This window comes from Streptomyces sp. NPDC001020, from assembly GCF_053599115.1.
In genome coordinates this window covers 62585-86410 of record NZ_JBSFLQ010000019.1, presented here as the reverse complement: position 1 = coordinate 86410, position 23826 = coordinate 62585, and the positions used below count along the sequence as shown (strand labels likewise).

At 68.1% G+C, this 23826-nt stretch carries 22 protein-coding genes, 2 pseudogenes and 1 riboswitch; of the genes and pseudogenes, 13 read left to right on the top strand and 11 right to left on the bottom strand.

All coding sequences use genetic code 11. The annotated features are described in order from the left end of the window. Positions 1-3: 3 nt before the first annotated feature. The gene (locus ACWDEX_RS19755) at positions 4-1260 is read left to right on the top strand and encodes a hypothetical protein (protein ID WP_450464885.1); all 1257 of its coding nucleotides are present in this window, start codon (positions 4-6) and stop codon (positions 1258-1260) included. Between the two features lie 140 nt (positions 1261-1400). Here the strand turns inward: ACWDEX_RS19755 and ACWDEX_RS19750 are convergent, their stop codons facing one another. The 9 genes and pseudogenes from ACWDEX_RS19750 to gcvT all read right to left on the bottom strand — a co-directional run bounded on the left by ACWDEX_RS19750 (position 1401) and on the right by gcvT (position 9399). Further along, positions 1401-1841 carry a DUF5615 family PIN-like protein gene (locus tag ACWDEX_RS19750; protein WP_450464884.1) on the bottom strand — a complete coding sequence of 147 codons (441 nt, stop codon included), beginning with the start codon at positions 1839-1841 and terminating at the stop codon, positions 1401-1403. Beyond that, positions 1841-2476 carry a DUF433 domain-containing protein gene (locus ACWDEX_RS19745; RefSeq protein WP_450464883.1) on the bottom strand — a complete coding sequence of 212 codons (636 nt, stop codon included), beginning with the start codon at positions 2474-2476 and terminating at the stop codon, positions 1841-1843. The genes ACWDEX_RS19750 and ACWDEX_RS19745 overlap by 1 nt, the downstream gene beginning before the upstream one ends. Positions 2477-2860: 384 nt before the next feature. Beyond that, positions 2861-3219, bottom strand: a pseudogene (locus tag ACWDEX_RS19740) (tyrosine-type recombinase/integrase); the annotation flags it as partial. A 50-nt stretch (positions 3220-3269) separates the two neighbouring features. Further along, positions 3270-4169 carry a nucleotidyl transferase AbiEii/AbiGii toxin family protein gene (locus tag ACWDEX_RS19735; RefSeq protein WP_450464882.1) on the bottom strand — a complete coding sequence of 300 codons (900 nt, stop codon included), beginning with the start codon at positions 4167-4169 and terminating at the stop codon, positions 3270-3272. Beyond that, positions 4169-4783: a type IV toxin-antitoxin system AbiEi family antitoxin domain-containing protein gene (locus ACWDEX_RS19730; protein ID WP_450464881.1), complete on the bottom strand. Its 615-nt coding sequence runs from the start codon at positions 4781-4783 to the stop codon at positions 4169-4171. Before ACWDEX_RS19730 ends, ACWDEX_RS19735 begins: the two co-directional genes overlap by 1 nt. A gap of 259 nt (positions 4784-5042) precedes the next feature. Continuing rightward, a complete protein-coding gene (locus ACWDEX_RS19725) occupies positions 5043-6410 on the bottom strand; it encodes an L-serine ammonia-lyase (RefSeq protein ID WP_450464880.1) in 1368 nt (455 codons plus the stop codon). Positions 6411-6503: 93 nt separating this feature from the next. Then, complete coding sequence (gene glyA, locus ACWDEX_RS19720; RefSeq protein WP_450464879.1) at positions 6504-7766, bottom strand: serine hydroxymethyltransferase; 1263 nt, start codon at positions 7764-7766, stop codon at positions 6504-6506. 15 nt (positions 7767-7781) lie between these two features. Then, positions 7782-8159: a glycine cleavage system protein GcvH gene (gene gcvH / locus ACWDEX_RS19715; RefSeq protein ID WP_450464878.1), complete on the bottom strand. Its 378-nt coding sequence runs from the start codon at positions 8157-8159 to the stop codon at positions 7782-7784. Positions 8160-8280: 121 nt separating this feature from the next. Further along, on the bottom strand, positions 8281-9399 hold the full coding sequence (gene gcvT / locus ACWDEX_RS19710) for a glycine cleavage system aminomethyltransferase GcvT (RefSeq protein ID WP_450464877.1): 1119 nt from the start codon (positions 9397-9399) through the stop codon (positions 8281-8283). Positions 9400-9582: 183 nt separating this feature from the next. Beyond that, a riboswitch (glycine riboswitch) is annotated at positions 9583-9684 on the bottom strand. A 182-nt stretch (positions 9685-9866) separates the two neighbouring features. Between gcvT and ACWDEX_RS19705 the strand changes: the two genes are divergently transcribed. The 9 genes from ACWDEX_RS19705 (at position 9867) to ACWDEX_RS19665 (ending at position 20250) form a co-directional block, all read left to right on the top strand. Beyond that, positions 9867-10538 (top strand): AAA family ATPase, encoded by a 672-nt coding sequence (locus ACWDEX_RS19705; protein ID WP_450464951.1) that lies wholly within the window; start codon positions 9867-9869, stop codon positions 10536-10538. Positions 10539-10604: 66 nt separating this feature from the next. Continuing rightward, complete coding sequence (locus tag ACWDEX_RS19700) at positions 10605-11396, top strand: enhanced serine sensitivity protein SseB (protein WP_450464876.1); 792 nt, start codon at positions 10605-10607, stop codon at positions 11394-11396. A 297-nt stretch (positions 11397-11693) separates the two neighbouring features. Next, positions 11694-12533, top strand: coding sequence for an enhanced serine sensitivity protein SseB C-terminal domain-containing protein (locus tag ACWDEX_RS19695; protein WP_450464874.1), 840 nt, complete (start codon positions 11694-11696; stop codon positions 12531-12533). A 320-nt stretch (positions 12534-12853) separates the two neighbouring features. Continuing rightward, a complete protein-coding gene (locus tag ACWDEX_RS19690; protein WP_450464873.1) occupies positions 12854-13858 on the top strand; it encodes an ABC transporter permease in 1005 nt (334 codons plus the stop codon). Positions 13859-13980: 122 nt separating this feature from the next. Further along, complete coding sequence (locus tag ACWDEX_RS19685) at positions 13981-15753, top strand: ABC transporter substrate-binding protein (protein ID WP_450464872.1); 1773 nt, start codon at positions 13981-13983, stop codon at positions 15751-15753. 149 nt (positions 15754-15902) lie between these two features. Next, positions 15903-16904, top strand: a complete 1002-nt coding sequence (locus ACWDEX_RS19680) for an ABC transporter permease (protein WP_450464950.1) — start codon at positions 15903-15905, stop codon at positions 16902-16904. Then, positions 16901-17995, top strand: a complete 1095-nt coding sequence (locus ACWDEX_RS19675; protein ID WP_450464871.1) for an ABC transporter ATP-binding protein — start codon at positions 16901-16903, stop codon at positions 17993-17995. The genes ACWDEX_RS19680 and ACWDEX_RS19675 overlap by 4 nt, the downstream gene beginning before the upstream one ends. A 20-nt stretch (positions 17996-18015) precedes the next feature. Then, positions 18016-19413: a dipeptide ABC transporter ATP-binding protein gene (locus ACWDEX_RS19670; protein ID WP_450464870.1), complete on the top strand. Its 1398-nt coding sequence runs from the start codon at positions 18016-18018 to the stop codon at positions 19411-19413. A 150-nt stretch (positions 19414-19563) separates the two neighbouring features. Then, positions 19564-20250 (top strand): trimeric intracellular cation channel family protein, encoded by a 687-nt coding sequence (locus ACWDEX_RS19665; RefSeq protein WP_450464869.1) that lies wholly within the window; start codon positions 19564-19566, stop codon positions 20248-20250. Positions 20251-20548: 298 nt separating this feature from the next. On the opposite strand, the pseudogene ACWDEX_RS19660 reads toward ACWDEX_RS19665, so the two are convergent. Next, a pseudogene (locus ACWDEX_RS19660) lies at positions 20549-21010 on the bottom strand (alpha/beta hydrolase); the annotation flags it as partial. A 561-nt stretch (positions 21011-21571) separates the two neighbouring features. Between ACWDEX_RS19660 and ACWDEX_RS19655 the strand changes: the two are divergent. Then, on the top strand, positions 21572-22432 hold the full coding sequence (locus ACWDEX_RS19655; RefSeq protein WP_450464868.1) for a thioesterase family protein: 861 nt from the start codon (positions 21572-21574) through the stop codon (positions 22430-22432). Positions 22433-22525: 93 nt separating this feature from the next. On the opposite strand, the gene ACWDEX_RS19650 is transcribed toward ACWDEX_RS19655, so the two are convergent. Then, positions 22526-23152, bottom strand: a complete 627-nt coding sequence (locus ACWDEX_RS19650) for a TetR family transcriptional regulator (RefSeq protein WP_450464866.1) — start codon at positions 23150-23152, stop codon at positions 22526-22528. Positions 23153-23285: 133 nt separating this feature from the next. On the opposite strand from ACWDEX_RS19650, the gene ACWDEX_RS19645 reads away from it, so the two are divergent. Together ACWDEX_RS19645 and ACWDEX_RS19640 are read left to right on the top strand one after the other, a co-directional pair. After that, the gene (locus tag ACWDEX_RS19645) at positions 23286-23453 is read left to right on the top strand and encodes a hypothetical protein (RefSeq protein ID WP_450464865.1); all 168 of its coding nucleotides are present in this window, start codon (positions 23286-23288) and stop codon (positions 23451-23453) included. 62 nt (positions 23454-23515) lie between these two features. After that, the gene (locus ACWDEX_RS19640; RefSeq protein WP_450464863.1) at positions 23516-23803 is read left to right on the top strand and encodes a DUF4190 domain-containing protein; all 288 of its coding nucleotides are present in this window, start codon (positions 23516-23518) and stop codon (positions 23801-23803) included. Positions 23804-23826 lie beyond the last annotated feature (23 nt).

Below are 23826 nucleotides of genomic sequence, written 5' to 3'. Positions count from 1 at the left end.
ACCATGGACAACGAGATTCAGCTGATCAGCGACGGGGATGGGCTGACAGTCATGGGGAGCGCGAAGGATGTCGAAAACTTCCTCGCTTCGGAGGGACTGCCGTCCAAGAGCCTCGGACCGCGATGGTACAAGTCCGTCTTCGCCACGGGTGCTGCAGTCGCCGAGGCAGGATCGGAGATCGCCGCCAACTCCGCTCACTGGGTGAAGCTGACCCCGAAATCGGCGCTGCTTCTCAAGAAGTATGGCCTGAGGGAGAGCGCGAAGACGGGGCTCAGCACGGGTGTGCTGAAGGGGCAGAAGGGTCAGATCAAGGGATTCCTCGAGTTCGCGCACGCGCCCCGATCGCTCCTGTCCAACCCGGCGACTCTTGCCAACGCCGGGAAGTTCATGGCGCAGGTTGCGATGCAACAGACCATGGACGAGATCACTGACTATCTCGCCGCGATCGACAAGAAGGTCGACGACGTACTGCGTGCCCAGAAGGACGCTGTGTTGGCCCGCATGATCGGAGTGGGCTTCGTGATCGAGGAGGCCATGACCATCCGAGAGAAGCGGGGCAGGGTCGACGAGGTCACCTGGTCGAAGGTGCACGCCGCGCCGGCGACGATCGCGGAGACGCAGGCGTACGCGCTGCGTCAACTCGACGCGCTCGCGGAGAACATGGAGCGTCAGACCAAGATCGGCGATCTCGCCACGATGGTCAAGGAGGCTGAGGGCATCATTCGAGAATGGCTCGCCGTTCTCGCTCGCTGTTTCCAGTTGCAGGACGCGATCGCCGTACTCGAACTCGACAGGGTGCTGGACGCGTCCCCCGATGAGCTCAACGGGCATCGCCTCGGCCTGAAGGCCGCCCGGCAGGGCCGGCTGGAGCACATCTCGCGGAGCACCGAAACTCTGCTGGCCAGGATGAACGCCGCTGCTGGCGTGGCCAACGCGAAGGTGTTGCTGCACCCGACCACATCCCCGGCTGTAGTCCAGTCGAGCAACCAGGTCGCGACCGGCGTCCATGACTTTCACGTGCGGCTCGGAATCGAGTCCGGTGGCGACTCATCTGAGGCGAGGCGATGGACGGAAGCTGCCCTGGAGGTGAGGGACAGAGCGTTGGAAAAAGGAGTAAATGGTGTTGGTGCTGCCCGAAGCCTGGGCAACGAGACCCTCGACCGGGCCAACTCGGTGAAGAACAAGCTCTCCAGCGGTATCGCCGAGCGAGCGCGTCGTCTGCGCGGGAACGACGAGCAAGGCGAGAAGAAGACTGAGTGAGCGCCGACCATCCTGGTATGCCGGACGACTAACGCACCCTCCTGCCGGCTCTGCACCAGAAGGATCACCGTCCGGCCGTGAGCCGGGTGGTCGGCATGGCTTCCCGCCGCGTCGGGCATGCGGCGGGAGACGTCACTCGTCTAGCGTGGCCAGTAGGCTGGCGGTGAGACGGACGGGTCCACACGCTCGAAGCGGTGCTTGCTCACCGGGTTCAAGCCCTTGATGTGAATCAGCTGCTGTGTGTCTGCTTCGTTGAGCTCGCCGATGATCAGGGGCATGGCTGCTACCGCCGCGCCCATAGCCAGGCCCAGACCGGCCATGCCCTTGTGCGCCTGGCTGAAGCGGATGTGGTGCATGCCCGACTTCTTGATGGCCTCTGTCTCCGACGGATCCTCCAGCTGTCGGGCGTCCCTGGTCAGGAAGATGTCGAGACCTTTTCTCGCAGCATCGGGGAGAAGCGCGAGATCCTTTTTGCCCGCCCACTTGATCTCGCTGACGTGCTTGACCTCATGACCGGGCAGGATCCGTCTGAGCATCTCCAGCACCTGGACGGGGACGTTCTCGTCGATGAGGATCCGCATCAGGCAGCGCGCGCTCCCGTGCTGTAGCTGTCCACGTAGAGCGCGAAGGAAGCAGCGTCACGTGCTGCGTCAGCGGTGACGCCGGGGTAGTAGTCGGCGATCCCCTCCGGCGGGATGCCGTCCTCGATCAGCTCCGCGACGGTGTCGAAGGGGATCCTCGTGCCCGTGATCACGGGCTGTCCGCCCTGGGTCTCGGGGTCGACAGTGACGTGCTGCTTCGGCTGGAGCAGGTGGGGGACGACGACGCCGGCTCTGGGAGCGAACTCCTGGAGGATGTTGGCCATGGTGGCGATCACCCGTTGGCCAGGGCGTTTGACCAGATCGGTGCCGTGGTCATCGTGGCCTGCGAGGACGATCGAGTCGCCCTCGGCCACCAGGGAGTAACTGGACAGGTGCTCGACCTCCCCGATTTTTTTCAGGGTGGCCAGGGCTACGCGGATCTTCTGGAGTGACACGTCCTGGCGAAGGTGGGCGAACGCGCGCAGCGCGAGTACGTCGCGGAAGGAGTACAGGGCCGGCCTGGCTGCCAGCTCGGGCTGAAGGATCGGCCCGTTGCCACGGTCCTGCCTCCACGTGCGCAGTTGTCCGACCGTCGCTCCCGAGAGGGCGGCAGCCATGCGGGTCGAGTAGGCCATCCGCTGCCTCCCATCCTGGTCGCGTGCTGTGGGGTGCCATCATCCCAGTTCTCCGAGTGGGAACGCTACAGAACGACGAGAGCCCAGATGCTCCAGATCTTCTGCGGCGAAGCGGTGAAACGTCCAGCGTGCGTGAGCCGTGCGTGAGCGGACAGGGTGGCACGGGCCGGACCGGACGAGCACGTGCCTCTCGGTCGCACGCCGCTGACCAGCAAAAACAGGACCCAGTGCCACGGCTTGGCATCTACCGTCACGATCTCGCAAGCTCTCGTAATGCGTAGGTCTCGGGTTCGAATCCCGAAAGCGGCTCAGAGGAAGGCCAGGTCAGGCGCTGTCTGACCTGGCCTTTTGCGGCCTCACATAGTGCGGGCGGCTGTTGGGCCGTCAGCCCTTCTTGGTTGCCTTCTTGGCTTTGCCCCTCTTCTTCCCCTTGGCCTCCGCCTTCTCGGCCCCATTGACCTTCTTGGCGGCCTTGCGGGCCTGCTCCTTCTGCTCCCTTCCGCTGAAGCGGGACCAGCTTGGCGGTGGCTTCGGCGGCGCTCTTGCCGACGTGGGGGGCCACGCTCTGGTAGATGTCGCGCGTGATCCGGGTGTCGCTGTGCCCGAGTGTGTCTGACACGACCTGGATGTCGATGCCAGCAGCCAGCATGAGCGTGGCGGAGGTCGTGCAGCCGGATCGGCGGCAGGCCGGAGGCGGCAACGGGGCGTTCGAAGAGATCGGTGACCTTGTCGGGGTGGAGCCATAAGTCTCGGGTTCGCGCCCCGAAGGCTTGGTCCGTCGGTCAGGTCTGGTTCATGACCATGTGAGGGTCGCTGCATTCCACGTGAGGGTGACGGCGTCGCCGTTGAGAAGTTTGTCTCCGAAGGCGGTGACTTGCCGGACGACGTCGATGAAGCGTTCGGGGTAGCCGGTTGCGGCGGGGCCTTGTCGGCGGCGCCAGGCGGTGTAGGAGGCCTGGCGGCGCTCGCCGAGGTCGGTGATGGTAGCGCTGAGGGGTTTCAGGGTGATGTCGCGGTGTGCGGCGGTGGCGGTCAGCGCTGTGGTGAGTTCTTGGCCGTCGAGGTCGTTGAGGGTGAGCAGGCGGTAGAGGTCGCCGTAGTCGCGGTCGCGAGTGTTGAGGTCGCCGAGTGAGACGGCAGTGGAGAGTTTTTCGGCGATCACGGTGGCGAGTGGGTAGCCGAGGAGTTGGAAGCTTTCCGCCGTGAGTTGCTGTGGATAGTCGACGATCCGGGGACCGGGGGTGACGGGGTCTCCGAAGCTGACATCCAGTTGGAGCTTGAGTCGCGCTCGGGCGATGGAGGCGGCCATGGACAGGCGTAGGCCGTGGTACTCGTCCTCCTCGCGGATGGGAACCGTCTTGAGCGTCGTGGGATCGAATACGACTCCGTCGTCGACCTCGGTGGCGGCGATGGCCGCGATCCTGTGGATGATCTCGGTTTCGTCGCCTGGGAACGAGCGGCCGAGGATGTCGATGTCGCGGGTCATTCGACGCGCGCCGAACTGGGCGAGCAACAGGCCGCCCTTGAGGATGAAGTGTTCACGGCCAAGGGGGGATAAGGCCAAGCGGTAGAGGAACCGTTCGAGGACATACTCGACCATGACCTCGTCCGTGGACCGGCTGTTGCGGCGGGCCAAGTTGCGCAGGTCGTTGTAGACGCGGCCAGCGGTGGTGTCGCGGGTGGGGTTGGCCATCAGGCGAGCACCGCCTCTACGGCGGGGCGGACGGCGGAGAGAGCACCCAACTCGCGCGCTATGTGCTGGAGTTCGCTGACCCCGCCACGTCCGCTCCGGCGCAAGTAGCGGCCGAGTGCGGACAAGGCGAGGGTCTCGCCGATGCGGCTGCGGTGGCGCATGGCGTCGACGACGCTGCGGGCTGCGTTGTACACGGGAATGGTCTCTCCCGGGGCCGCTTCGAACCGTTCGACGCCGAGGGCGAAGGTTTTCGAGGTGTACTGCGCCACCACGGTCGGCGGGTAGGAAATCGTGGGGCGGCGTGTACCGCGTGGCACGGCGATGTGTACTGCTGCGGGGATGTCGTCGATCAGCTCATGCAGAGCTAGGGCGGACTCGCCGCACACGACGGCGCGAGGGGCCCGTACGCACACGGCCAGGAGATCGGCGTGCGCCGTCTCTGGGGCGCCTGCCCGCCGGTACACCCCGCGGGACAGTTCGTCGATCTCCCCTTCCGTGACCAAGTGCGCCAGATCGCGAGGGGAGAGCAGGGCTTGACGCGCCTGCGCCGTCGTGAACGTGGGGGAGAGGCCGACCAGCCGCTGCTCCAAGCGTGAGTTTCCCGCAGCACTCATGTATCGAATGGTACCCGTCGGATGTCCTTCGGGGATCGATTTGATACATCCGGGCGGCCGCTGACGGTCAGGGCGGATCCGAACAGTGACTGAGGGGTCTGAAACCCCAGGTCAGACGCTCATCCCGCGTGATTTCCCGGGGACTTTTCGGGGACTTTCAAGTCTGTCCCGGGGGCTTTCCGGGGACTTTCCGTCGCGTAAGCAGGGAAGGACCTGACAGCGCTGAAAGATGCAAACACGCTGGTCAGGGTCTATTTCCCTAGCACTCGATGATGTTGACCGCCAGCCCGCCCCGAGCCGTCTCCTTGTACTTCACCGACATGTCCGCGCCGGTCTCCTTCATCGTCTTGATGACCTTGTCGAGGGAGACCATGTGCGAACCGTCTCCGCGCATCGCCATCCGCGCCGCCGTGACCGCCTTGACCGCGGCCATGCCGTTGCGTTCGATGCACGGGATCTGCACCAGACCGCCGACCGGGTCGCAGGTCAGGCCGAGGTTGTGCTCCATGCCGATCTCGGCCGCGTTCTCCACCTGCTCGGGCGTGCCACCCAGCACCTCGGCGAGCGCGCCCGCCGCCATCGAGCAGGCCGAGCCGACCTCGCCCTGGCAGCCGACCTCCGCGCCGGAGATGGACGCGTTCTCCTTGAAGAGCATGCCGATCGCGCCTGCGGCGAGCAGGAAGCGGACCACCCCGTCCTCGTCCGCGCCCGGCACGAAGTTGATGTAGTAGTGCAGGACCGCCGGGATGATGCCCGCGGCGCCGTTCGTCGGGGCCGTGACCACGCGGCCACCGGCGGCGTTCTCCTCGTTCACAGCCATCGCGTAGAGCGTGATCCACTCCATCGCGCGGGCCGTCGGGTCGCCCTCGGCGCGCAGCTGGCGCGCGGTGACGGCCGCGCGGCGGCGCACCTTCAGGCCGCCGGGCAGGATGCCCTCCCGGGACATGCCCCGCGCCACGCACGCCTGCATGACCCGCCAGATCTCCAGCAGCCCGGTCCGGATCTCCTCCTCCGTGCGCCAGGCCAGCTCGTTCTCCAGCATCAGCGAGGAGATCGACAGACCCGTCTCCTTCGTCAGGCGCAGCAGCTCGTCGCCCGTGCGGAAGGGGTACTTCAGGATCGTGTCGTCCAGCTTGATGCGGTCCGCGCCCACCGCCTCCTCGTCGACGACGAAGCCGCCGCCCACCGAGTAGTACGTCTTGGACAGCAACTCGGCTCCGTCGGCACCGTAGGCCCACAGCGTCATGCCGTTCGCGTGGTACGGGAGGGTCTCACGGCGGTGCAGGATCAGGTCCGCGTCGAAGTCGAAGGCGATCTCGTGCTCGCCGAGGAGACGGATCCGGCCCGACTCCTTGATCGTCTGCACTTGGGTGTCCGCCGTCTCCACGTCCACCGTCCGCGGCGAGGCGCCCTCCAGGCCGAGCAGCACGGCCTTCGGTGTGCCGTGGCCGTGTCCGGTCGCGCCCAGCGAGCCGTACAGCTCGACACGCAGGGAGGTCACGGAGCCCAGCAGCTCCTCGTTGCGCAGTCGGCGGGCGAACATACGGGCCGCGCGCATCGGGCCGACCGTGTGGGAGCTTGACGGGCCGATGCCGATCGAGAACAGGTCGAAGACCGAGACGGCCACAAAGACTCCTCAATACGGGGGGTGGGGCTGGGGCGGGCACCGCGCTCACGGTGAGTGCGGGTGCGGTGTGCGCGGTGCCGCCACGGGGATGAACTACTTCGTCAGACCGGGGTACAGCGGGTGCTTGTCGGCCAGGGCCTTCACTCGGGCCTTCAGCGCCTCGGCGTCGCAGGACGGCTTCAGCGCCTCGGCGATGACGTCCGCGACCTCGGCGAAGTCCTCGGCCGTGAAGCCGCGGGTCGCCAGGGCCGGCGTGCCGATCCGCAGGCCCGACGTGACCATCGGGGGGCGCGGGTCGTTCGGGACGGCGTTGCGGTTGACGGTGATGCCGACCTCGTGCAGGCGGTCCTCGGCCTGCTGGCCGTCCAGCTCGGAGTCGCGCAGGTCGACCAGGACGAGGTGCACGTCCGTGCCGCCGGACAGCACGTTGACGCCGGCCTCGCGGGCGTCCGGCGCGGTCAGCCGCTCGGCGAGGATCTTCGCGCCCTCGACCGTACGGCGCTGGCGCTCCTTGAACTCCTCCGAGGCGGCGACCTTGAAGGAGACCGCCTTGGCCGCGATCACGTGCTCCAGGGGGCCGCCCTGGAAGCCCGGGAAGACCGACGAGTTCAGCTTCTTCGCGAAGTCCTTCCTCGCCAGGATGATGCCACCGCGCGGGCCGCCCAGCGTCTTGTGGGTGGTGGAGGTGACCACGTCCGCGTGCTCGACCGGGTTCGGGTGGAGACCGGCCGCGACGAGACCCGCGAAGTGCGCCATGTCGACCCACAGGTACGCCTCGACCTCGTCCGCGATCCGGCGGAACTCGGCGAAGTCCAGCTGCCGCGGGTACGCCGACCAGCCTGCGATGATCACCTTCGGCCGGTGCTCCTTGGCCAGCCGCTCGACCTCGGCCATGTCGACCAGACCGGTGTCGTCCACGTGGTAGGCGACCACGTTGAACTGCTTGCCGGAGAAGTTCAGCCGCATTCCGTGCGTCAGATGGCCGCCGTGCGCCAGGTCCAGGCCGAGGATGGTGTCGCCGGGCTGGGCCAGGGCGAACAGCGCGGCCTGGTTGGCGGAGGCACCCGAGTGCGGCTGCACGTTGGCGTACTCGGCGCCGAACAGCGCCTTGACCCGGTCGATCGCGATCTGCTCGGTGACGTCGACGTGCTCACAGCCGCCGTAGTAGCGGCGGCCCGGGTAGCCCTCGGCGTACTTGTTGGTGAGGACCGAGCCCTGGGCCTCCATGACCGCGACCGGAGCGAAGTTCTCCGAGGCGATCATCTCGAGGGTGGACTGCTGACGGTGCAGCTCGGCGTCGACGGCGGCGGCGACGTCCGGGTCGAGCTCGTGCAGGGGCGTGTTCAGAGGCGACATGTGTCCTACGACTCCTCAGCCGGCGATGTGGGCGTCGTACTCGTCGGCGGAGAGCAGGTCGGCCGGCTCCTCCGCGACGCGTACCTTGAACAGCCAGCCGCCCTCGAACGGGGCGGAGTTCACCAGTGACGGGTCGTCCACGACGTCCTGGTTGGTCTCGGTGACCTCGCCGGTGACCGGGCAGTAGAGGTCGCTGACCGACTTGGTCGACTCCAGTTCGCCGCAGGTCTCGCCCGCGGTCACCGTGTCACCGACCTCCGGGAGCTGGACGAACACGACATCGCCGAGCGCGTTGGCCGCGTGCTCCGTGATACCGACCGTCGCGACGCCGTCCTCGACGGCCGACAGCCACTCGTGTTCCTTGCTGTAGCGCAGCTGCTGGGGGTTGCTCATGACCTGAATTCTCCTGTACGCGGGGGAGTGCTGGTGAATGGGGGATTACTGGAGACGCTGTGTGAGCGGGCGAGGACGTGGGCGGTGTGTGCGGTGTCACGTCCGGCCCGCTCCCGGTTGTCTACTTCTGGCGCTTGTAGAACGGCAGCGCCACGACCTCGTACGGCTCGTGCTTGCCCCGGATGTCCACCCCGACCCCGGGCGTGCCCGGTGCCGCGTGCGTGGCGTCGACGTACGCCATCGCGATCGGCCTGCCCAGCGTGGGGGAGGGGGCGCCGGAGGTGACCTCGCCGACCGGCTCGCCGCCGACGACGACCGCGTACCCGGCCCGCGGCACGCGGCGACCCTCGGCGACCAGGCCGACCAGGACGCGCGGCGGGTTCTCCGCGGCCCGGTCAGCGGCCTCACGCAGCGCCTCCCGACCCACGAAGTCGCCCTCCTTGGCGAACTTCACGACCCGGCCGAGCCCGGCGTCGAACGGCGTCAGGGACGTGCCCAGCTCGTTCCCGTACAGCGGCATGCCCGCCTCCAGGCGCAGGGTGTCCCGGCAGGACAGCCCGCAGGGGACGAGTCCCGCGGGCGTACCCGCGTCGGTCAGCGCCTGCCACAGCTTCTCGGCGTCGGACGGGGCCACGAACAGCTCGAAGCCGTCCTCGCCCGTGTACCCGGTGCGCGCGATGAGCGCGGGGACGCCCGCGACCGTGCCGGGCAGACCGGCGTAGTACTTGAGGCCGTCCAGGTCGGCGTCGGTCAGGGACTTCAGGATGCCGGGGGACTCGGGGCCCTGGATGGCGATCAGCGCGTAGGCGTCCCGGTCGTCGCGCACCTCGGCGTCGAAGCCGGCGGAACGCTCCACGAGCGCGTCGAGCACGAGCTGGGCGTTGGAGGCGTTGGCCACGACCATGTACTCCTGCTCCCGCAGTCGGTACACGATCAGGTCGTCGAGGATCCCGCCGTCCTCCTGGCAGATCATGGTGTAGCGGGCCCGGCCGACGCCCACGGAGGCGAGGTCGCCGACCAGTGCGTAGTTGAGGAGGCGGTCCGCCTCGGGACCGGTCACCGCGATCTCCCCCATGTGGGAGAGGTCGAAGAGGCCCGCCCTCGTACGGACGGCGACGTGCTCGTCACGCTCGGAGCCGTACCGCAGCGGCATGTCCCAGCCGGCGAAGTCGGTCATCGTCGCGCCCAGCGAACGATGCAGGGCATCGAGCGCGGTACGGCGCAGGGGGCTACTGCTCATCGGTGCTGCTCCCAAGGATGTGCGGTCCCCCGCGCGAGCGAAGCCGAGCGTGGGAGAGGGCGAGGTCGTTCCTCCCCATCTGTCATCGGAACCTGAGAGGTTCGCCATGACGTCGCGAGCGGAGTCGTCACGGCTTGCACCTTGGGTGGAGCCACCGTAGCGCGGCTCGCTTTTCAGATGTGCCTCGCCCGCGCGGTATCAGGGGCCTGAGAGATTCAAGGGAGGGACTTGCTCCTTCGGCGCCCGGACGCATGTGCGTACCCGGAACTCTCCCGCGCGGATTCAAGCGGCCGGTATGCAGTTGGCGCGCACATCATTGCACGCGTCGCCCGATCATGGCAGGTCGCATCTGTAACCGACCCGTGGCCGTATGTGCACGGAATCCCAGGACATCATGCATTACCTTCTCTTTACGTTCCGCGGGGAGGCGGCTCCTGATTCCAGGCTCCTGATCCCAAGGGAGGTCGATCACGGTGAAGACCACCTCGGCGTGTGCGACGGGGGGCGTCGCGATGCCCGAGCAGCCCGCAGTCCCCCTCTGCGACGCCTGCGGGCCGCCGTGCGCGGCCGTGGTCCGCGACCTGCGCGGACGTGCGGGCCACAGCCCGCACGCACTGACCTTCGCCGCCCGGGACCTCGTCGTGGTCACCGGTCTGCCCGGCAGCGGCAAGTCCACGCTCATACGACGCGCCGTACCAGGGGTCAGTGTCGACTCCCAGGACACCCGCGACCGCTGGGACTCGCGATGTGCCCGATTCCTGCCCTACGCGGTCTACCGCCCGGTCGTCCGCCTCGCCCACTACGCCGGGCTGCGCCGGGCCCTGCGCGCCGACACCGGAGTCGTCGTGCACGACTGCGGTACGCAGGCCTGGGTGCGCGCCTGGCTGGCCCGGGAGGCCCGCCGCCGCGGCGGCACGCTCCATCTGCTCTTACTCGACGTCACCCCGGACACGGCCCTGGCGAGCCAAGGGGAACGCGGCCGCGGCGTCTCGCGGTACGCGTTCCAGCGGCACCGCAGGGCCAACCGCCGCCTGCTGCGCGCCATGGAGCGGGGCGACCTGCCGGAGGGTTGTGGCTCGGCGATCCTGCTCGACCGGGACGCGGCGAACGTACTGCGCCGGATCGACTTCGCGGGGTGACCGGTCGTTCGCGCGCACCCGTTAGCCTTTTCCACCTCAGCAGCGTTCTCGGCAGGCGGTAGGCAGATGGACTTCCCGGCGGACCTTCCCGCGGACTTCCCGGCACAGGCGCACCCCCATCCGCACGGCGGATGGCCGGGTAACGAGTTGGAGGAGGTGCTCTCCGCCTCGCTCGGCGTTCCCTCGGCCGGTGGCCGGATCGTGGAGGTCCTCGGCCGTAGCTTCGTGTGGGTGCCGCTGCCGAGCGGCGGCGGACCCAGCAGCGGTCCCCTCGACCTGCCCACGCTGGAGATCGACGGGCAGGCGTACGTCCCCGTCTTCAGCTCGGAGGAGCAGTTCCGCCAGGTCGTCGGCAGTCACATGGCGTACGCGATCGCGCCCGCCGTCGAGTTCGCCCGCGGGCTGCCCCCGCAGGTCGGTATCGCGCTCAACCCGGACGGCGTGGTCGGTGTGCCGCTCCCGCCGGACGCGGTGGCCGAGTTGTGCCGGGCCGGGCAAAGCCCGCTGGACGGGCCCGTGAGCGGCGGCCGCGTCCGTCTCTTCGAGCCCGACTGGCAGGACGATCCGGTGGACTTCCTCGCCGCCGCGTCGGCCGAGTTCGCGACGACCGGTGTCGTGCTCACCGCACGCCGCTGCATGGCGGCTGTCGAGACCGCTGACCCCGTGATGTTCATCGGCGTCGAACTCTCCTCCGCGGAGGGCGACATACGCACCCTTGCGTTGGACGCGCTCGGCCGCGCGCTGGGCAAGGTGCCGGTCGGGACACCCGTGAACATGGTGTTCCTCGATGTGGCCCAGGACCCGGTGGGGGAGTGGCTGCGCGAACAGGTGCGGCCGTTCTACCAGCACGGTTACTGAACCATCGTCGCTCGCGCGGGCCGGAGGCCTCAGGGTCGACGCGTGTCAAGTCGCTGTCAGTATGGCGCCGTAACCTGGTTACATGGGCCGACGGGCGGCGTTCAGCTCCAGTCGGTAGCCAGTCGGTAGCCAGTCGGTATCCGGTCGGGATCCCGCCCGCGGCGACGCCGCGGTGGGGCGCAATGTCCGCCGGACGTGGAGAATGGCCCGGTCGGGGTGGTGCGGCCGGAGTCCGCGCGCAACGCACCGGAGGTATCCGCCGGGGTTGTCAGTTTTGCCATGAAGGGGTGGTAGCGGGTGAGTGCGTCGGGCACGGCCGCGGCCGATGGGGACTCCCGTGGTCGAACGCAGTCGAGACCTTGGGGAAAGGTCGAGCAGATGCTGAGCCAGGTGACGCCCGGGCGTTACGACGCCTACGAGGCGCTGCTCCGTACGCTCGCGACCCCGTCGTCCGGCCAGGTCTGGATGCTGCTCTGGCACGGCCAGGCCGGCTCACCCGACGCCCAGTACGGAAACATGGAGGTGGACGGGCACGCCTACGCGCCCTGCGTCACCTCCGCCCAGGAACTCTCCGCAAGCGGCTGGAACCGGTCGTACGAGGTGGTCGACGTCCTCGACGTGGCCCGCACCCTCTACCCGGACCACTACGGCCTGTGGCTGAACCCGCATGCGCCGGGCGGCGGCGTCGGCATCCCCTGGCTGGACCTGCGCCGTATCGCCACCGGTCTGGAGCGTCAGCCCGCCGGACCGCTGCGGCTCACCGAACCGGCCATCGAGATCCCGCAGTTCTACGCCCTCCTCACGCAGAACGCGCACCGTACGTCCGCCGTGCGCTCGCTGCGCCGCGCCTGGGTGCAGCCCGCGCTCGGCGCACCGTATCTGGCGATCGGCCTGGACGTGTACGACACCTCGCCGCCCGCCGTCGACTCGGTGCGCGCGATGATGCAGCAGTCCGTTGTCGCCGTCCCCGAGGGGCTGCCGGTGTCGACGGTCGCGATGTCAGACGCGTACGACCCGGTCGCGATGTGGCTGCGCGCCAAAGCCCGTCCCTTCTACGACCGGGAGGCCCACGTGGCCCCGGCGCCGGCACCGGCGGCGGGCGGTTACGGCTTTCCACCGGCGTACGACCGCTACTGATACTCCGTCAACTCCCGTCTGTGAGCGGGTGAGTACCTGGTGACCTTCTTCGCGCAGAGATGATGGGGAAGGTCCTCCCTCATCTGATGTGTCCCAGTTGGCATACGTCCGACCCCCGTTACCCACTGTTCGGATAACGGAACACACCAGCCCGCATCACGTTTACGCATCCATTCATCGTCAAGCCTGGCAGCGGATCGCCAGTGCATTGAAGACTCCCCATTCAAGGGGGCTCGCCCCTGTGTACGACGGACTGAACCACGCCGCTACAGCGGCAAGTGTGGGCCGGTCACCGCCGGTTGAGAGGGGTCCCTGCCACGATGACGGCACCATTGCACGACACGACTGCGGAAGCGGAACCAACCGCGCCGGTCGATGCCGCCGCGAGCGACGGAGGTCGCAAGGTCGAGGGTCGGTCGCTGAAGCAGATCGCCTGGAACCGTCTCAAGCGGGACAAGGTTGCCCTGAGCGGTGGCATCGTTGTCGTCTTCCTGATTCTGGTGGCGGTCTTCGCTCCGCTCATCGTGAGCCTGCTCGGCCACCCGCCGAACGAGTTCCACCAGAACGAACTGGACCCCTTGACCAACCTGCCCAAGGGTTCGCTCGGCGGTGTCAGCGGCGACTACCTGTTCGGCGTCGAGCCGAACAAGGGCCGCGACGTGTTCAGCCGCATCGTCTACGGTGCCCGGATCTCCCTGCTCGTGGCGTTCCTCGCGGCGCTCGTCGCGGTCGCGTTCGGCACCCTGTTCGGCATCATCGCCGGCTACTTCGGCGGCTGGGTCGACGCGCTGATCAGCCGTGTGATGGACCTGCTGCTCTCCTTCCCGCAGCTTCTCTTCATCATCTCCCTGGTCTCGGTGCTCCCCGACGACATGCTGGGCCTGACCGGCAGTGGGGTGCGCATCGCGGTCCTCGTCCTGGTCATCGGCTTCTTCGGCTGGCCCTACATCGGACGTATCGTCCGAGGACAGACGCTCTCCCTGCGAGAGCGTGAATACGTGGAAGCGGCACGGTCGTTGGGCGGCGGCTCGCGGCACATCCTCTTCCGTGAACTGCTGCCGAACCTGGTGGCCCCCATCACCGTCTACGCGACGCTGATGATCCCGACGAACATCCTCACGGAGGCGGCGCTCAGCTTCCTCGGCGCCGGTGTCCGGCCGCCGACGGCGTCCTGGGGAGGCATGCTCCGCGACGCGCTCGGGACCTACGAGCACGACCCGATGTTCATGGTCTTCCCGGGTGTGACGATCTTCGTCACCGTCCTCGCGTTCAACCTCTTCGGCGACGGTCTGCGTGACGCGCTCGACCCCAAGGGCACCCGGTAGAGCCGGACGCCACCACAGCCCAACCGATTGCACAAGAATCGCCCCTGTCGCCCCGTCAGGTGGCTCGACTCCATGGTCTTCCGGCAACTGTCCGGGGCCGCGATCTCGGAGGTCACGAGAAAATGCCCAATGGTTCCTCGAAGCGACGGCTCGCCGCCGGCGCCGCCCTCGTGGTCGCGGCGCTGGTGACGACCACGGCGTGCGGGGGTGGCGACGACAACGAGTCCAAGGGCTCGTCGAAGGGCGCGGGCTTCGACGCCGCGTACAACAAGGTCGCCAACCCTTCCACGAAGAAGGGAGGCACGCTGAGGATGGTCGGCAAGCAGGACCTGGACTCCGCCGACCCGCAGCGCGCCTACTACGGCATGGCGTGGGACTTCATGCGCTTCTACACGCGCCAGCTGGTCAGCTACGCGCCGAAGCCGGGCGCCGCGTCGACCGAGCTGGTCGGCGACCTCGCCACCGCCCCCGGCAAGATCAGCGACGGCGGCAAGACGTACACGTACACGCTGCGCGACGGCATCACCTGGGAGGACGGCTCGCCGATCACCTCCAAGGACGTCAAGTACGGCATCGAGCGCATCTGGGCGGATGACGTCATCACCGGCGGTCCGGTCTACCTGAAGCAGAACCTCGACCCGAAGGGCGAGTACAAGGGCCCGTACAAGGACAAGTCGAAGGACAAGCTCGGCCTCAAGGCGATCGAGACGCCCGACGACAAGACCATCGTCTTCCGCCTGCCCAAGCCCAACGGTGACTTCGAGCAGTTCCTCGCCATGCCGGGCGGCTCGCCGGTGAAGCAGGAGAAGGACACGGCTGCCAAGTACACCCAGCGTCCGTTCTCCTCGGGCCCGTACAAGTTCGAGACGTACAAGCCCGGCAAGAAGATCGTCCTGGTCCGCAACACCAACTGGAAGAAGGCTTCGGACCCGATCCGCGCCGCGCTTCCGGACAAGGTCGACGTGACGATCTCCGCCAACCTGGAGGAGAACGACAAGCGCCTGATGGCCGGCGACTACGACGTCGACCTCAACGGCACCGGCATGACCCAGTCGGGCCGCGTCACCGCCCTCCAGGACCACAAGGCCAACGTCGACAACATGCGGACCTCTTTCGTCCGTTACGTCGCCCTGGTCCACACCGCCAAGCCGCTCGACAACGTCCACTGCCGCAAGGCCGTGTTCTACGCGACGGACTTCGCCAGCCTCCAGCAGGTGCGCGGCGGCGAGGTCGCCGGTGGCTCGATCGCCAACTCCGCTCTGCCGGCCTCCATCAAGGGCCACAGCGACTACGACCCGTACGGTGTCCTCGCCCGTAAGGGCAAGGCGGACGTGGCCAAGGCCAAGGAAGAGCTGAAGGCCTGCGGCAAGCCGGACGGCTTCTCCACCAAGCTCACCGCCCGTAACAACAACCCGGGCGAGGTCGACACCGCCGAGGCGCTGCAGGAGCAGCTCGGCAAGGCCGGCATCAAGGTCGAGGTGAACCCGCTGGACGGCGCCGAGATCTCGTCGATCACCGGTTCGCCGAAGGTCGTCAAGGAGCGCGGCTACGGCATGACGATGAGCGGTTGGGGCCCGGACTTCCCGTCCGGCCAGGGCTTCGGCCAGCCGCTGTGGGACAGCCGGTTCATTGCCGAGACCGGTAACTACAACGAGTCCCAGATCAAGGACCCGAAGATCGACGGCCTGTTCGACAAGGCGATCGCCGAGACCGACGCCGACAAGGCCGGCAAGATCTACGAGGAGCTCGACCACCGGATCCTCGACCAGGCCGACTGGATGCCCTTCATCTACGAGAAGAACATCACCTGGCGTGGCTCGCGTCTGACCAACGCCTACATGGCCGACGCCTACAACGGCCGTTACGACTACGTCTCTCTCGGCGTCGTCAAGTAATAACGCCCCTGCCGGGCAACGGAGTTGCTCCGTTGCCCGGCCCCTCAGCTCAGCCGCCGAAACCCGCCAGTCCGAAGGGCAGGTGATGGCCCCGGGCGATGGTCACGGACCCCCACAAGGAGTTCGTGGCCACCGTCGGGCCGCGCACAGTGCTTGCTTATCTCATCCGGCGCCTGTTCGCCGTAGTCATCATGGTGCTCGTCGTACTGCTCGCGACGTTCACCATCTTCTTCATGCTGCCCAAATGGGCGGGTCAGGACGTCGCCGTCCTCTTCGCCGGCAAGGCAACCGGAGCCGAGCAGCTCGCTGGCATCCGGGTAAAGCTCGGTCTGGACGAGCCCGTGCTCGTCCAGTTCTGGGACTTCATCAAGGGCATCCCGATGGGGCGCGACTACGCCAACGGCAATGACGTGACCCACTGCTCCGCCCCTTGCTTCGGGTACTCCTTCCGTACGGAGGTACCCGTCTGGACCACCCTCAAGGACGCGCTGCCCATCACCGGTGCGCTCGCCGCCGGCGCCTGCGTCCTGTGGCTCGCCGCCGGTGTCGCCGCCGGTGTGGTCTCCGCTCTCAAGCGGGGCACCATCTGGGACCGCGCCGCGATGACCACCGCCCTCGGTGGTGTCTCGCTCCCGGTCTTCTTCACCGGCATGGTCGCGATGGGCATCTTCGTGCACAACCTCGGCCTGGTGCACATCGCCGACAGTCTCTCCACCGACGACTCGGCGGGCACCTGGTTCCAGACGCTGATCCTGCCGTGGATCGTGCTCGCCTTCCTCAACGCCGCGATGTACGCCCGTCTCACCCGCGCCACCATGCTGGAGATCCTGGGCGAGGACTACATCCGTACCGCGCGCGCCAAGGGCCTCGGTGAGCCCGCCGTCATCACCCGGCACGCCCTGCGCTCCGCGATGACGCCGATCCTCACCGTCTTCGGACTCGACCTCGGCGTGCTGCTCGGCGGCGCCGTGCTCACGGAGTCCACGTTCAACCTGCCGGGCCTCGGCCTCGCGGCGGTCCAGGCCATCACCAACAAGGACCTGCCCGTGATCCTCGGCGTCACGCTCTTCGCGGCCCTCGCGATCGCCGTCGCCAACCTCGTCGTGGACCTTCTGTACGCCGTCATCGACCCACGAGTGAGGCTGGGATGACCGAACTGCACAACGCCGGCGCGGCGGTCGGAGAACCCGTCGCGTCCGGTGCCCCCAACGCCTTCCTCGAGGTCCGCGACCTCAAGGTGCACTTCCCGACCGACGACGGCATGGTCAAGTCCGTCGACGGGCTCTCGTTCAAGCTGGAGAAGGGCCGCACGCTCGGTATCGTCGGCGAGTCCGGATCCGGCAAGTCCGTGACGTCGCTCGGCATCCTGGGCCTGCACACGGCCGGTCAGTACGGCCGGCGCCGCGCGCAGATCAGCGGCGAGATCTGGTTGGACGGCACCGAGCTGCTCTCCGCCGACCCGGACAAGGTGCGCAAGCTGCGCGGCCGCGAGATGGCGATGATCTTCCAGGACCCGCTGTCCGCGCTGCACCCGTACTACACGATCGGCAAGCAGATCGTGGAGGCCTACCGGGTCCACCACGACGTCGACAAGAAGACCGCCCGCAAGCGCGCCATCGAGATGCTCGACCGGGTCGGAATTCCCCAGCCGGACAAGCGGGTCGACGCCTACCCGCACGAGTTCTCCGGCGGTATGCGCCAGCGCGCGATGATCGCCATGGCTCTGGTGAACAACCCCGAGCTACTCATCGCCGACGAGCCGACCACGGCCCTCGACGTGACGGTCCAGGCGCAGATCCTCGATCTGCTCCGCGACCTGCAGAAGGAGTTCGGCTCGGCCATCATCATGATCACGCACGACCTCGGTGTCGTCGCGGAGATGGCCGACGAGTTGCTCGTCATGTACGGCGGCCGCTGCGTCGAGCGCGGCCCCGCCGCCGAGGTCTTCACCAAGCCTGAACACCCCTACACCTGGGGGCTGTTGGGCTCGATGCCGCGCATCGACCGGGAGCAGACCGAGCGGCTCACGCCGGTCAAGGGCTCCCCGCCCAGCCTCATCAATCTGCCGAGCGGCTGCGCCTTCAACCCGCGCTGCCCGTACGCGGACATCCCCAAGGACAACATCACCCGCCGCGAGCGCCCCGAACTGCGCGAGGTCGGCTCCGGGCACTTCTCTGCCTGCCACATGTCGGCCGAGGAGCGGGAGCGGATCTGGAACGAAGAGATTGCGCCGAAGCTGTGACGGACGCCAAAGGACCCGAGATGACGATCCCTCAGCAGGCGTCGGAATCGCCGGCGACCTCTCCTGAGCCCGCCAAGGGCGAAACTCTGCTCAAGGTCGATGGCCTGGTCAAGCACTTCCCGATCAGGAAGGGCCTGTTCAAACGGCAGGTCGCGGCGGTGCAGGCGGTGGACGGCCTGACCTTCGACGTACGAGCGGGGGAGACCCTGGGCGTCGTGGGAGAGTCAGGCTGCGGCAAGTCGACCATGGGCCGACTGATCACACGGCTGCTCGAGCCGACCTCCGGGAAGATCGAGTTCGAGGGCACGGACATCACGCACCTCGGTGTGGGCGGGATGCGCCCGCTGCGCCGCGATGTACAGATGATCTTCCAGGACCCCTACTCGTCGCTGAACCCGCGCCACAACATCGGCACGATCGTCGGCGCGCCGTTCCGGCTGCAGGGCGTCAAGCCCGAGGGCGGGGTCAAGAAGACGGTCCAGGAGCTCCTGGAGCGCGTCGGCCTCAACCCGGAGCACTACAACCGCTACCCGCACGAGTTCTCCGGCGGCCAGCGCCAGCGCATCGGCATCGCCCGCGCGCTCGCGCTCAAGCCGAAGCTGGTCGTGGCGGACGAGCCGGTCTCCGCGCTGGACGTGTCTATCCAGGCGCAGGTCGTCAACCTCCTCGACGACCTCCAGCAGGAACTGGGCCTGACGTACGTGATCATCGCGCACGACCTCTCGGTCGTCCGGCACGTCTCGGACCGGATCGCGGTGATGTACCTCGGCAAGATCATGGAGCTGGCCGACCGCGACTCGCTGTACCGGGCGCCGATGCACCCGTACACCAAGGCGCTGATGTCGGCGGTCCCGATCCCGGACCCGAAGCGGAAGAACGTCAAGAGCGAGCGCATCCTGCTCAGGGGCGACGTCCCCTCGCCGATCGCACCGCCGAGCGGCTGCCGCTTCCACACCCGGTGCTGGAAGGCGACGGAGATCTGCAAGACGACCGAGCCCGTGCTGGTGGAGCTCAGGCCGGGTCAGCGGGTCGCCTGTCACCACCCGGAGAACTTCGAGGACCAGGCACCGCAGGACACTGTCCTGCTGTCGGCCGCGAAGGAGGCGGCCGAGCTGGTGGCGGACGAGGTTCTGGCGCAGTCGGCGGAGACGTCGGCGGCGGTCGCGGCCGAGGTGGAAGCCGAGTCCGAGAAGAAGCCTGCCGCTGCCGAGGACAAGCCCGCCGCTTCAGAGGACAAGCCCGCCGCTTCGGAGGACAAGCCCGCCGCTTCGGAGGACAAGCCCGCCGCTTCGGCCGGGACGCCTGCCGCTTCCGAGGAGGGCGCGGCTTCGGAGGACGCGGCCACCGCCTCCGAGGAGACGACGGAGGCCACCGGATCCTCCGACGCGTCCGAGTCGTCCCGCTCCACCGAGTCCTGAACCAACTCCCAGGACTCACCGTTCGACAGTGAGGGAGGCCATCGCCACCGCGGCGGCCTCCCTCGCGGTGTCTGCTGGGCATTCCCGGCCATTCGCAGCCTTGGCCTTGCTTTGTAAGGCGCACGCCTTGCGATAGGTGAGAATGTGAGGGTGTTCCAGCAATTGTTCAGCCCTTCCGTCCAGCACACGCTCGATATCGTCGGAATCTTCGTCTTCGCGATCTCCGGCGCGCTGCTGGCCGTGCGCAAGAACTTCGACGTCTTCGGCATAGCCGTGCTCGCCGAGGTCACCGCGCTGGGCGGCGGGCTGTTCCGGGACCTGGTCATCGGCGCCCGGCCGTCCGCCTTCACGGACCTCGGCTACTTCCTGGCCCCGCTGCTGGCCACCGTCCTGGTCTTCTTCCTCCACCCGGAGGTGGAGCGCATCCAGGGGGCGGTCAACGCCTTCGACGCGGCCGGCCTCGGCCTGTTCTGCGTCTCCGGCACGACGAAGGCGCACGACTACGGACTCGGCCTCACCTCGTCCGCCGTCCTGGGCATGGCCACGGCCGTGGGCGGCGGTGTGCTGCGCGACATACTCGCCAACGAGGTGCCTTCGCTGCTGCGCTGGGACCGCGACCTGTATGCGGTGCCCGCGATCGTCGGCGCCGCGATGGTCGCGCTCTGTATCCGCTACGAGGCGCTGACCCCGCTCACCTCCGGGCTCGCGGTCGTCACTGCTTTCGTACTGCGCCTGCTCGCGATGCGCTTCCACTGGCGAGCGCCGCGCGCCTGGAACCGGCGTTCCAATGTGGCCGAGGAAGACTTCCCGTCGCCTGACCTGTCAGCTGCCGGCTGAGCCAGGTGAACACCGTGGGGATCTGCGGCCGCCACAGGGCCATGCTGTGGCCGCCGGCGCTGCGCGGGATCAGCACCGCGCGCACCACCGTCGGAGGCCTGGCGATCTGCTGCAGCGCCGCGGCCGCCTGGTAGCCGTCGTCGTACTCGCCGGAGAGATAGAGCGAGATCCGGGGCGGGGTGCGGTAGCCCTTCAGCAGGAAGTAGGGATTGTTCTGCCGACGCAGCCGGATGCTCCGCGCGGCGAGCGAGCTGCGTTCGCCTATCGGGTCGTTGTAGCCGGACAGGCTGATCGCGGCCCGGTAGCGGTCGGGGTGCGCGACCACGAGTTTCGCCGCGCAGTGCGCACCCGCGGAGTAGCCGGCGACGGCCCAGCCGCCCGGCGTGGACTCGGCGCGGAAGTTGTCCGTCACCATCTTGGGCACATCGATGCTGAGCCAGCTGTCGGCGTTCACGGCGCCCGAGATGTTCGCGCAGCCCGTGTCGACCCTGGCGATGAGATTGGTGCGCGGTGCCACCAGGATGAACGGTGCCACCTGCCCGCTCTTCATCAGCGGTAGCAGTTGGCTGTGCACCTTCAGGGATCCGAACCACGCCTTCGCCGAACCGGGATAGCCCGACAGCAACTCCACGACCGGGAACTTCTTGTTCCGGTAGGCGGGGTCGTCGTACTGCGGGGGCAGCCAGACGTAGACCTCGGCGTCGACGCCCGACACCCGGCCCTTGAGCTGGGTGACGCGCACCCCGCCGGCCGCGTGCATGCTCGGCCCGTCGGCCTGCGTGAAGGTCTGCCTGACCTTCGGCAGGGCCTTTATCTGGATCCCGCCGGTGCCGTCCTTGCCGAGGTCGGCCGCCTGCTGCACATGGTTTCCCGTGCCCAGCAGGTCGGCCCAGTTGTCGTACAGGCTGTTGGCGTCGTTGACCATGACGAAGACCAGAGTGACCGCGGTGACCTGGGTGAACAGCAGCATCAGCACGCGGACGGCGTGGCGTACGACCATCGGGCCGCGGATCCGGGACCACAGGATCAGCGGCAGGATGAGGGCGACCGCCACCAGGGCGACCGACGTGAAGAGGAACGGCGTTCCGGTGAGGCTCATCGGCTGTGCGGTTCTTCCTGTGAACGGACGGGTAGAGCTGTATGTCCTTTGAGAGGGATTCCATCGGCGTTCGGTCGCGGACGAGTGCGGACACTTACCAAGAAATTGCCAGAATCATGGTTATGGGGGGGCGGAAACCCGGCCCTGGTGGTTCAGCGGGACGTCCCGTCGGCGGAATCACAAAAGCTACTGCTGGGTAATTTCGTGTTGTACTGTTCGGGCATGTCAGAAGCAGATACCGCACAGGCCGCGCGCGCCACGATCGGCGACAGTGAGTTCGACCGCGACACCGCGGTCACCCTCCGCGAACCCGGCCTCTACGACATCGACCTCTCGGCCGGCTGGACGATCATCAACGCGGTGAACGGTGGCTATCTGCTGGCTGTCCTCGGTCGCGCCCTCGCGGACGCCCTGCCGCACTCCGACCCGTTCACGATCTCCGCGCACTACCTCACCGCGTCCCAGCCGGGCCCCGCGGTGGTCCGTACGGACGTCGTGCGCACCGGCCGTACCCTCTCCACCGGTCAGGCGTCCCTCTTCCAGTGCGACGACGAGGGCCGCGAGGTCGAAAGGATCCGGGTCCTCGCTTCCTACGGCGAGCTGGACTCCCTGCCCGACGACGTCCGTACAAGCGCGAAGCCGCCCACCTTCCCGCCCATGGAGCACTGCTTCGGCCCCGAGGACGCTCCGACGCCGCTGCCCGGCAGCTCGGCCATCACCGAACGGCTGATGCTCAAGCTCGACCCCGCCACGCTGGGCTGGGTGCTCGGGTCGCCTTCCGGGAAGGGCGAGATGAGGGCCTGGTTCGGGCTCGCCGACGGCCGTGACGCGGACCCGCTCTCGCTGCTCCTCGCGGTGGACGCGCTGCCGCCCACCGCCTTCGAACTCGGGCTCTCCGGCTGGGTGCCGACCGTTGAGCTGACCGTGCATGTGCGGTCGCGTCCGGCACCCGGCCCGCTGCGGGTGTCGATCACCACGCGCAACCTCGCCGGCGGCTTCCTGGAGGAGGACGCCGAGGTGTGGGACAGCACGGACCGCCTGGTCGCCCAGTCCCGCCAGCTGGCGAGGGTCAGGCTGGGTTGAACCGCACGAGGTGCGGGGGTGAAACGTGGGCGGCGCGCTCGGTGAACGAACGCGCCGCCCATGGCCGTTTGCCGGGGTGAGGTGCCCGTCCGGTCAGTCCTTCCAGTGGTGGCGGCCGATGCCGATCAGCCGAAGCCGCTGGGTCGCCACCCGGGCCACCCGGTCCCGTTCCTCGGGGGACGCCTCCAGCGTCTCCAGGAACTGGGACGCCGTCATCAGCATCTGGTCGACGTACAGACCGGCCAGCATCAGCAGATCCTCCTCGCCCCACCCCTCGGACTCGGGGTCCTCGGCCAGCGCGACCTTCACCTCCTCGGCGAACCGCACCAGTTGCAGCCGGATCGCCTCCCGCACCGGCTGGACACCGCCGTGCCGCTCGCGCGCGATGAACCGTACGTGCGCCGGGTACGCGTCGACATGGCCGGCGATCAAGTCGACGGCGCGGGCGCTGCGTTCGTCACTGTTCCCGGTCGCGGAGACCGTGGACCCGATCATCGGATGGAGGCTGCCGAGAGCCTCCTCGACCAGTTCGACACCGAGGTCCGCGATCGAGGGGAAGTGCCGGTAGAAGGCGGTCGGGGCGACGCCGACCGCGCGGGTGACCTCGCGCAGACCCAGGCTGCTCAGGCTCTGCTCCTCCAGCAGGCCCAACGCGGCGTCCAGGAGCGCCTGTCGGGTCTTCTGCTTCTGGGCCTGCCGGAGCCCGAGGGTGTGACTCATGCCATGCAGTTAACAACTGTTCTCCGGAATTGGAAAGGCGTCGGAAGCGTTAGACTCATCAGTCAGTGAACACTTGTAGCCACAGGCGTTCACCGAAGTGCCAGAAGGACATCTCGGAGGGGGATTCCGTCCCATGCTGTTCCTCGTCGCCGCGCTCCTGCTGCTGGGCACCGTGCTGGGCACCGTGGCCCAGGCCCCGCTCTCCTTCACCCTCGTCTCCGCCGCCGTCATCGGCGTGTGGCTGGTGGTCTTCGCGGTCCGCGAGCGGCACGGACGCCAGCGGCACACGTCGGCCAACTGACCTGGTCCACGGCCACCGGCCGATCCGCCGTACGCCAACGCACCGTCGGGAGTTGACCGCACATGCACCTCACCGCAGCACGTACTCAGGGCACCGCCGCACCGATCCGCCGGACGGGCATGCAGGACGCCGACGGCATGGCCGTCGCGTCCTTCATCCTGGGCCTGGTCGGCCTTCTCGTCCTGAACGTCTTCCTGGGCCCCTTCGCCATCGTCCTGGCGGCCGTCGCCCTGCGGCGCGGCACCGAGCGCCGGGGTCGTGCCCTCCTGGGGCTGGGCCTGGGCGTCGCCGACCTGGTCGTCCTGCTCGCCTTCATGCAGATGCACGACACGGTTTCCTGGAGCTTCTAGAACCGCCTGCGGGAAGCGCGGCA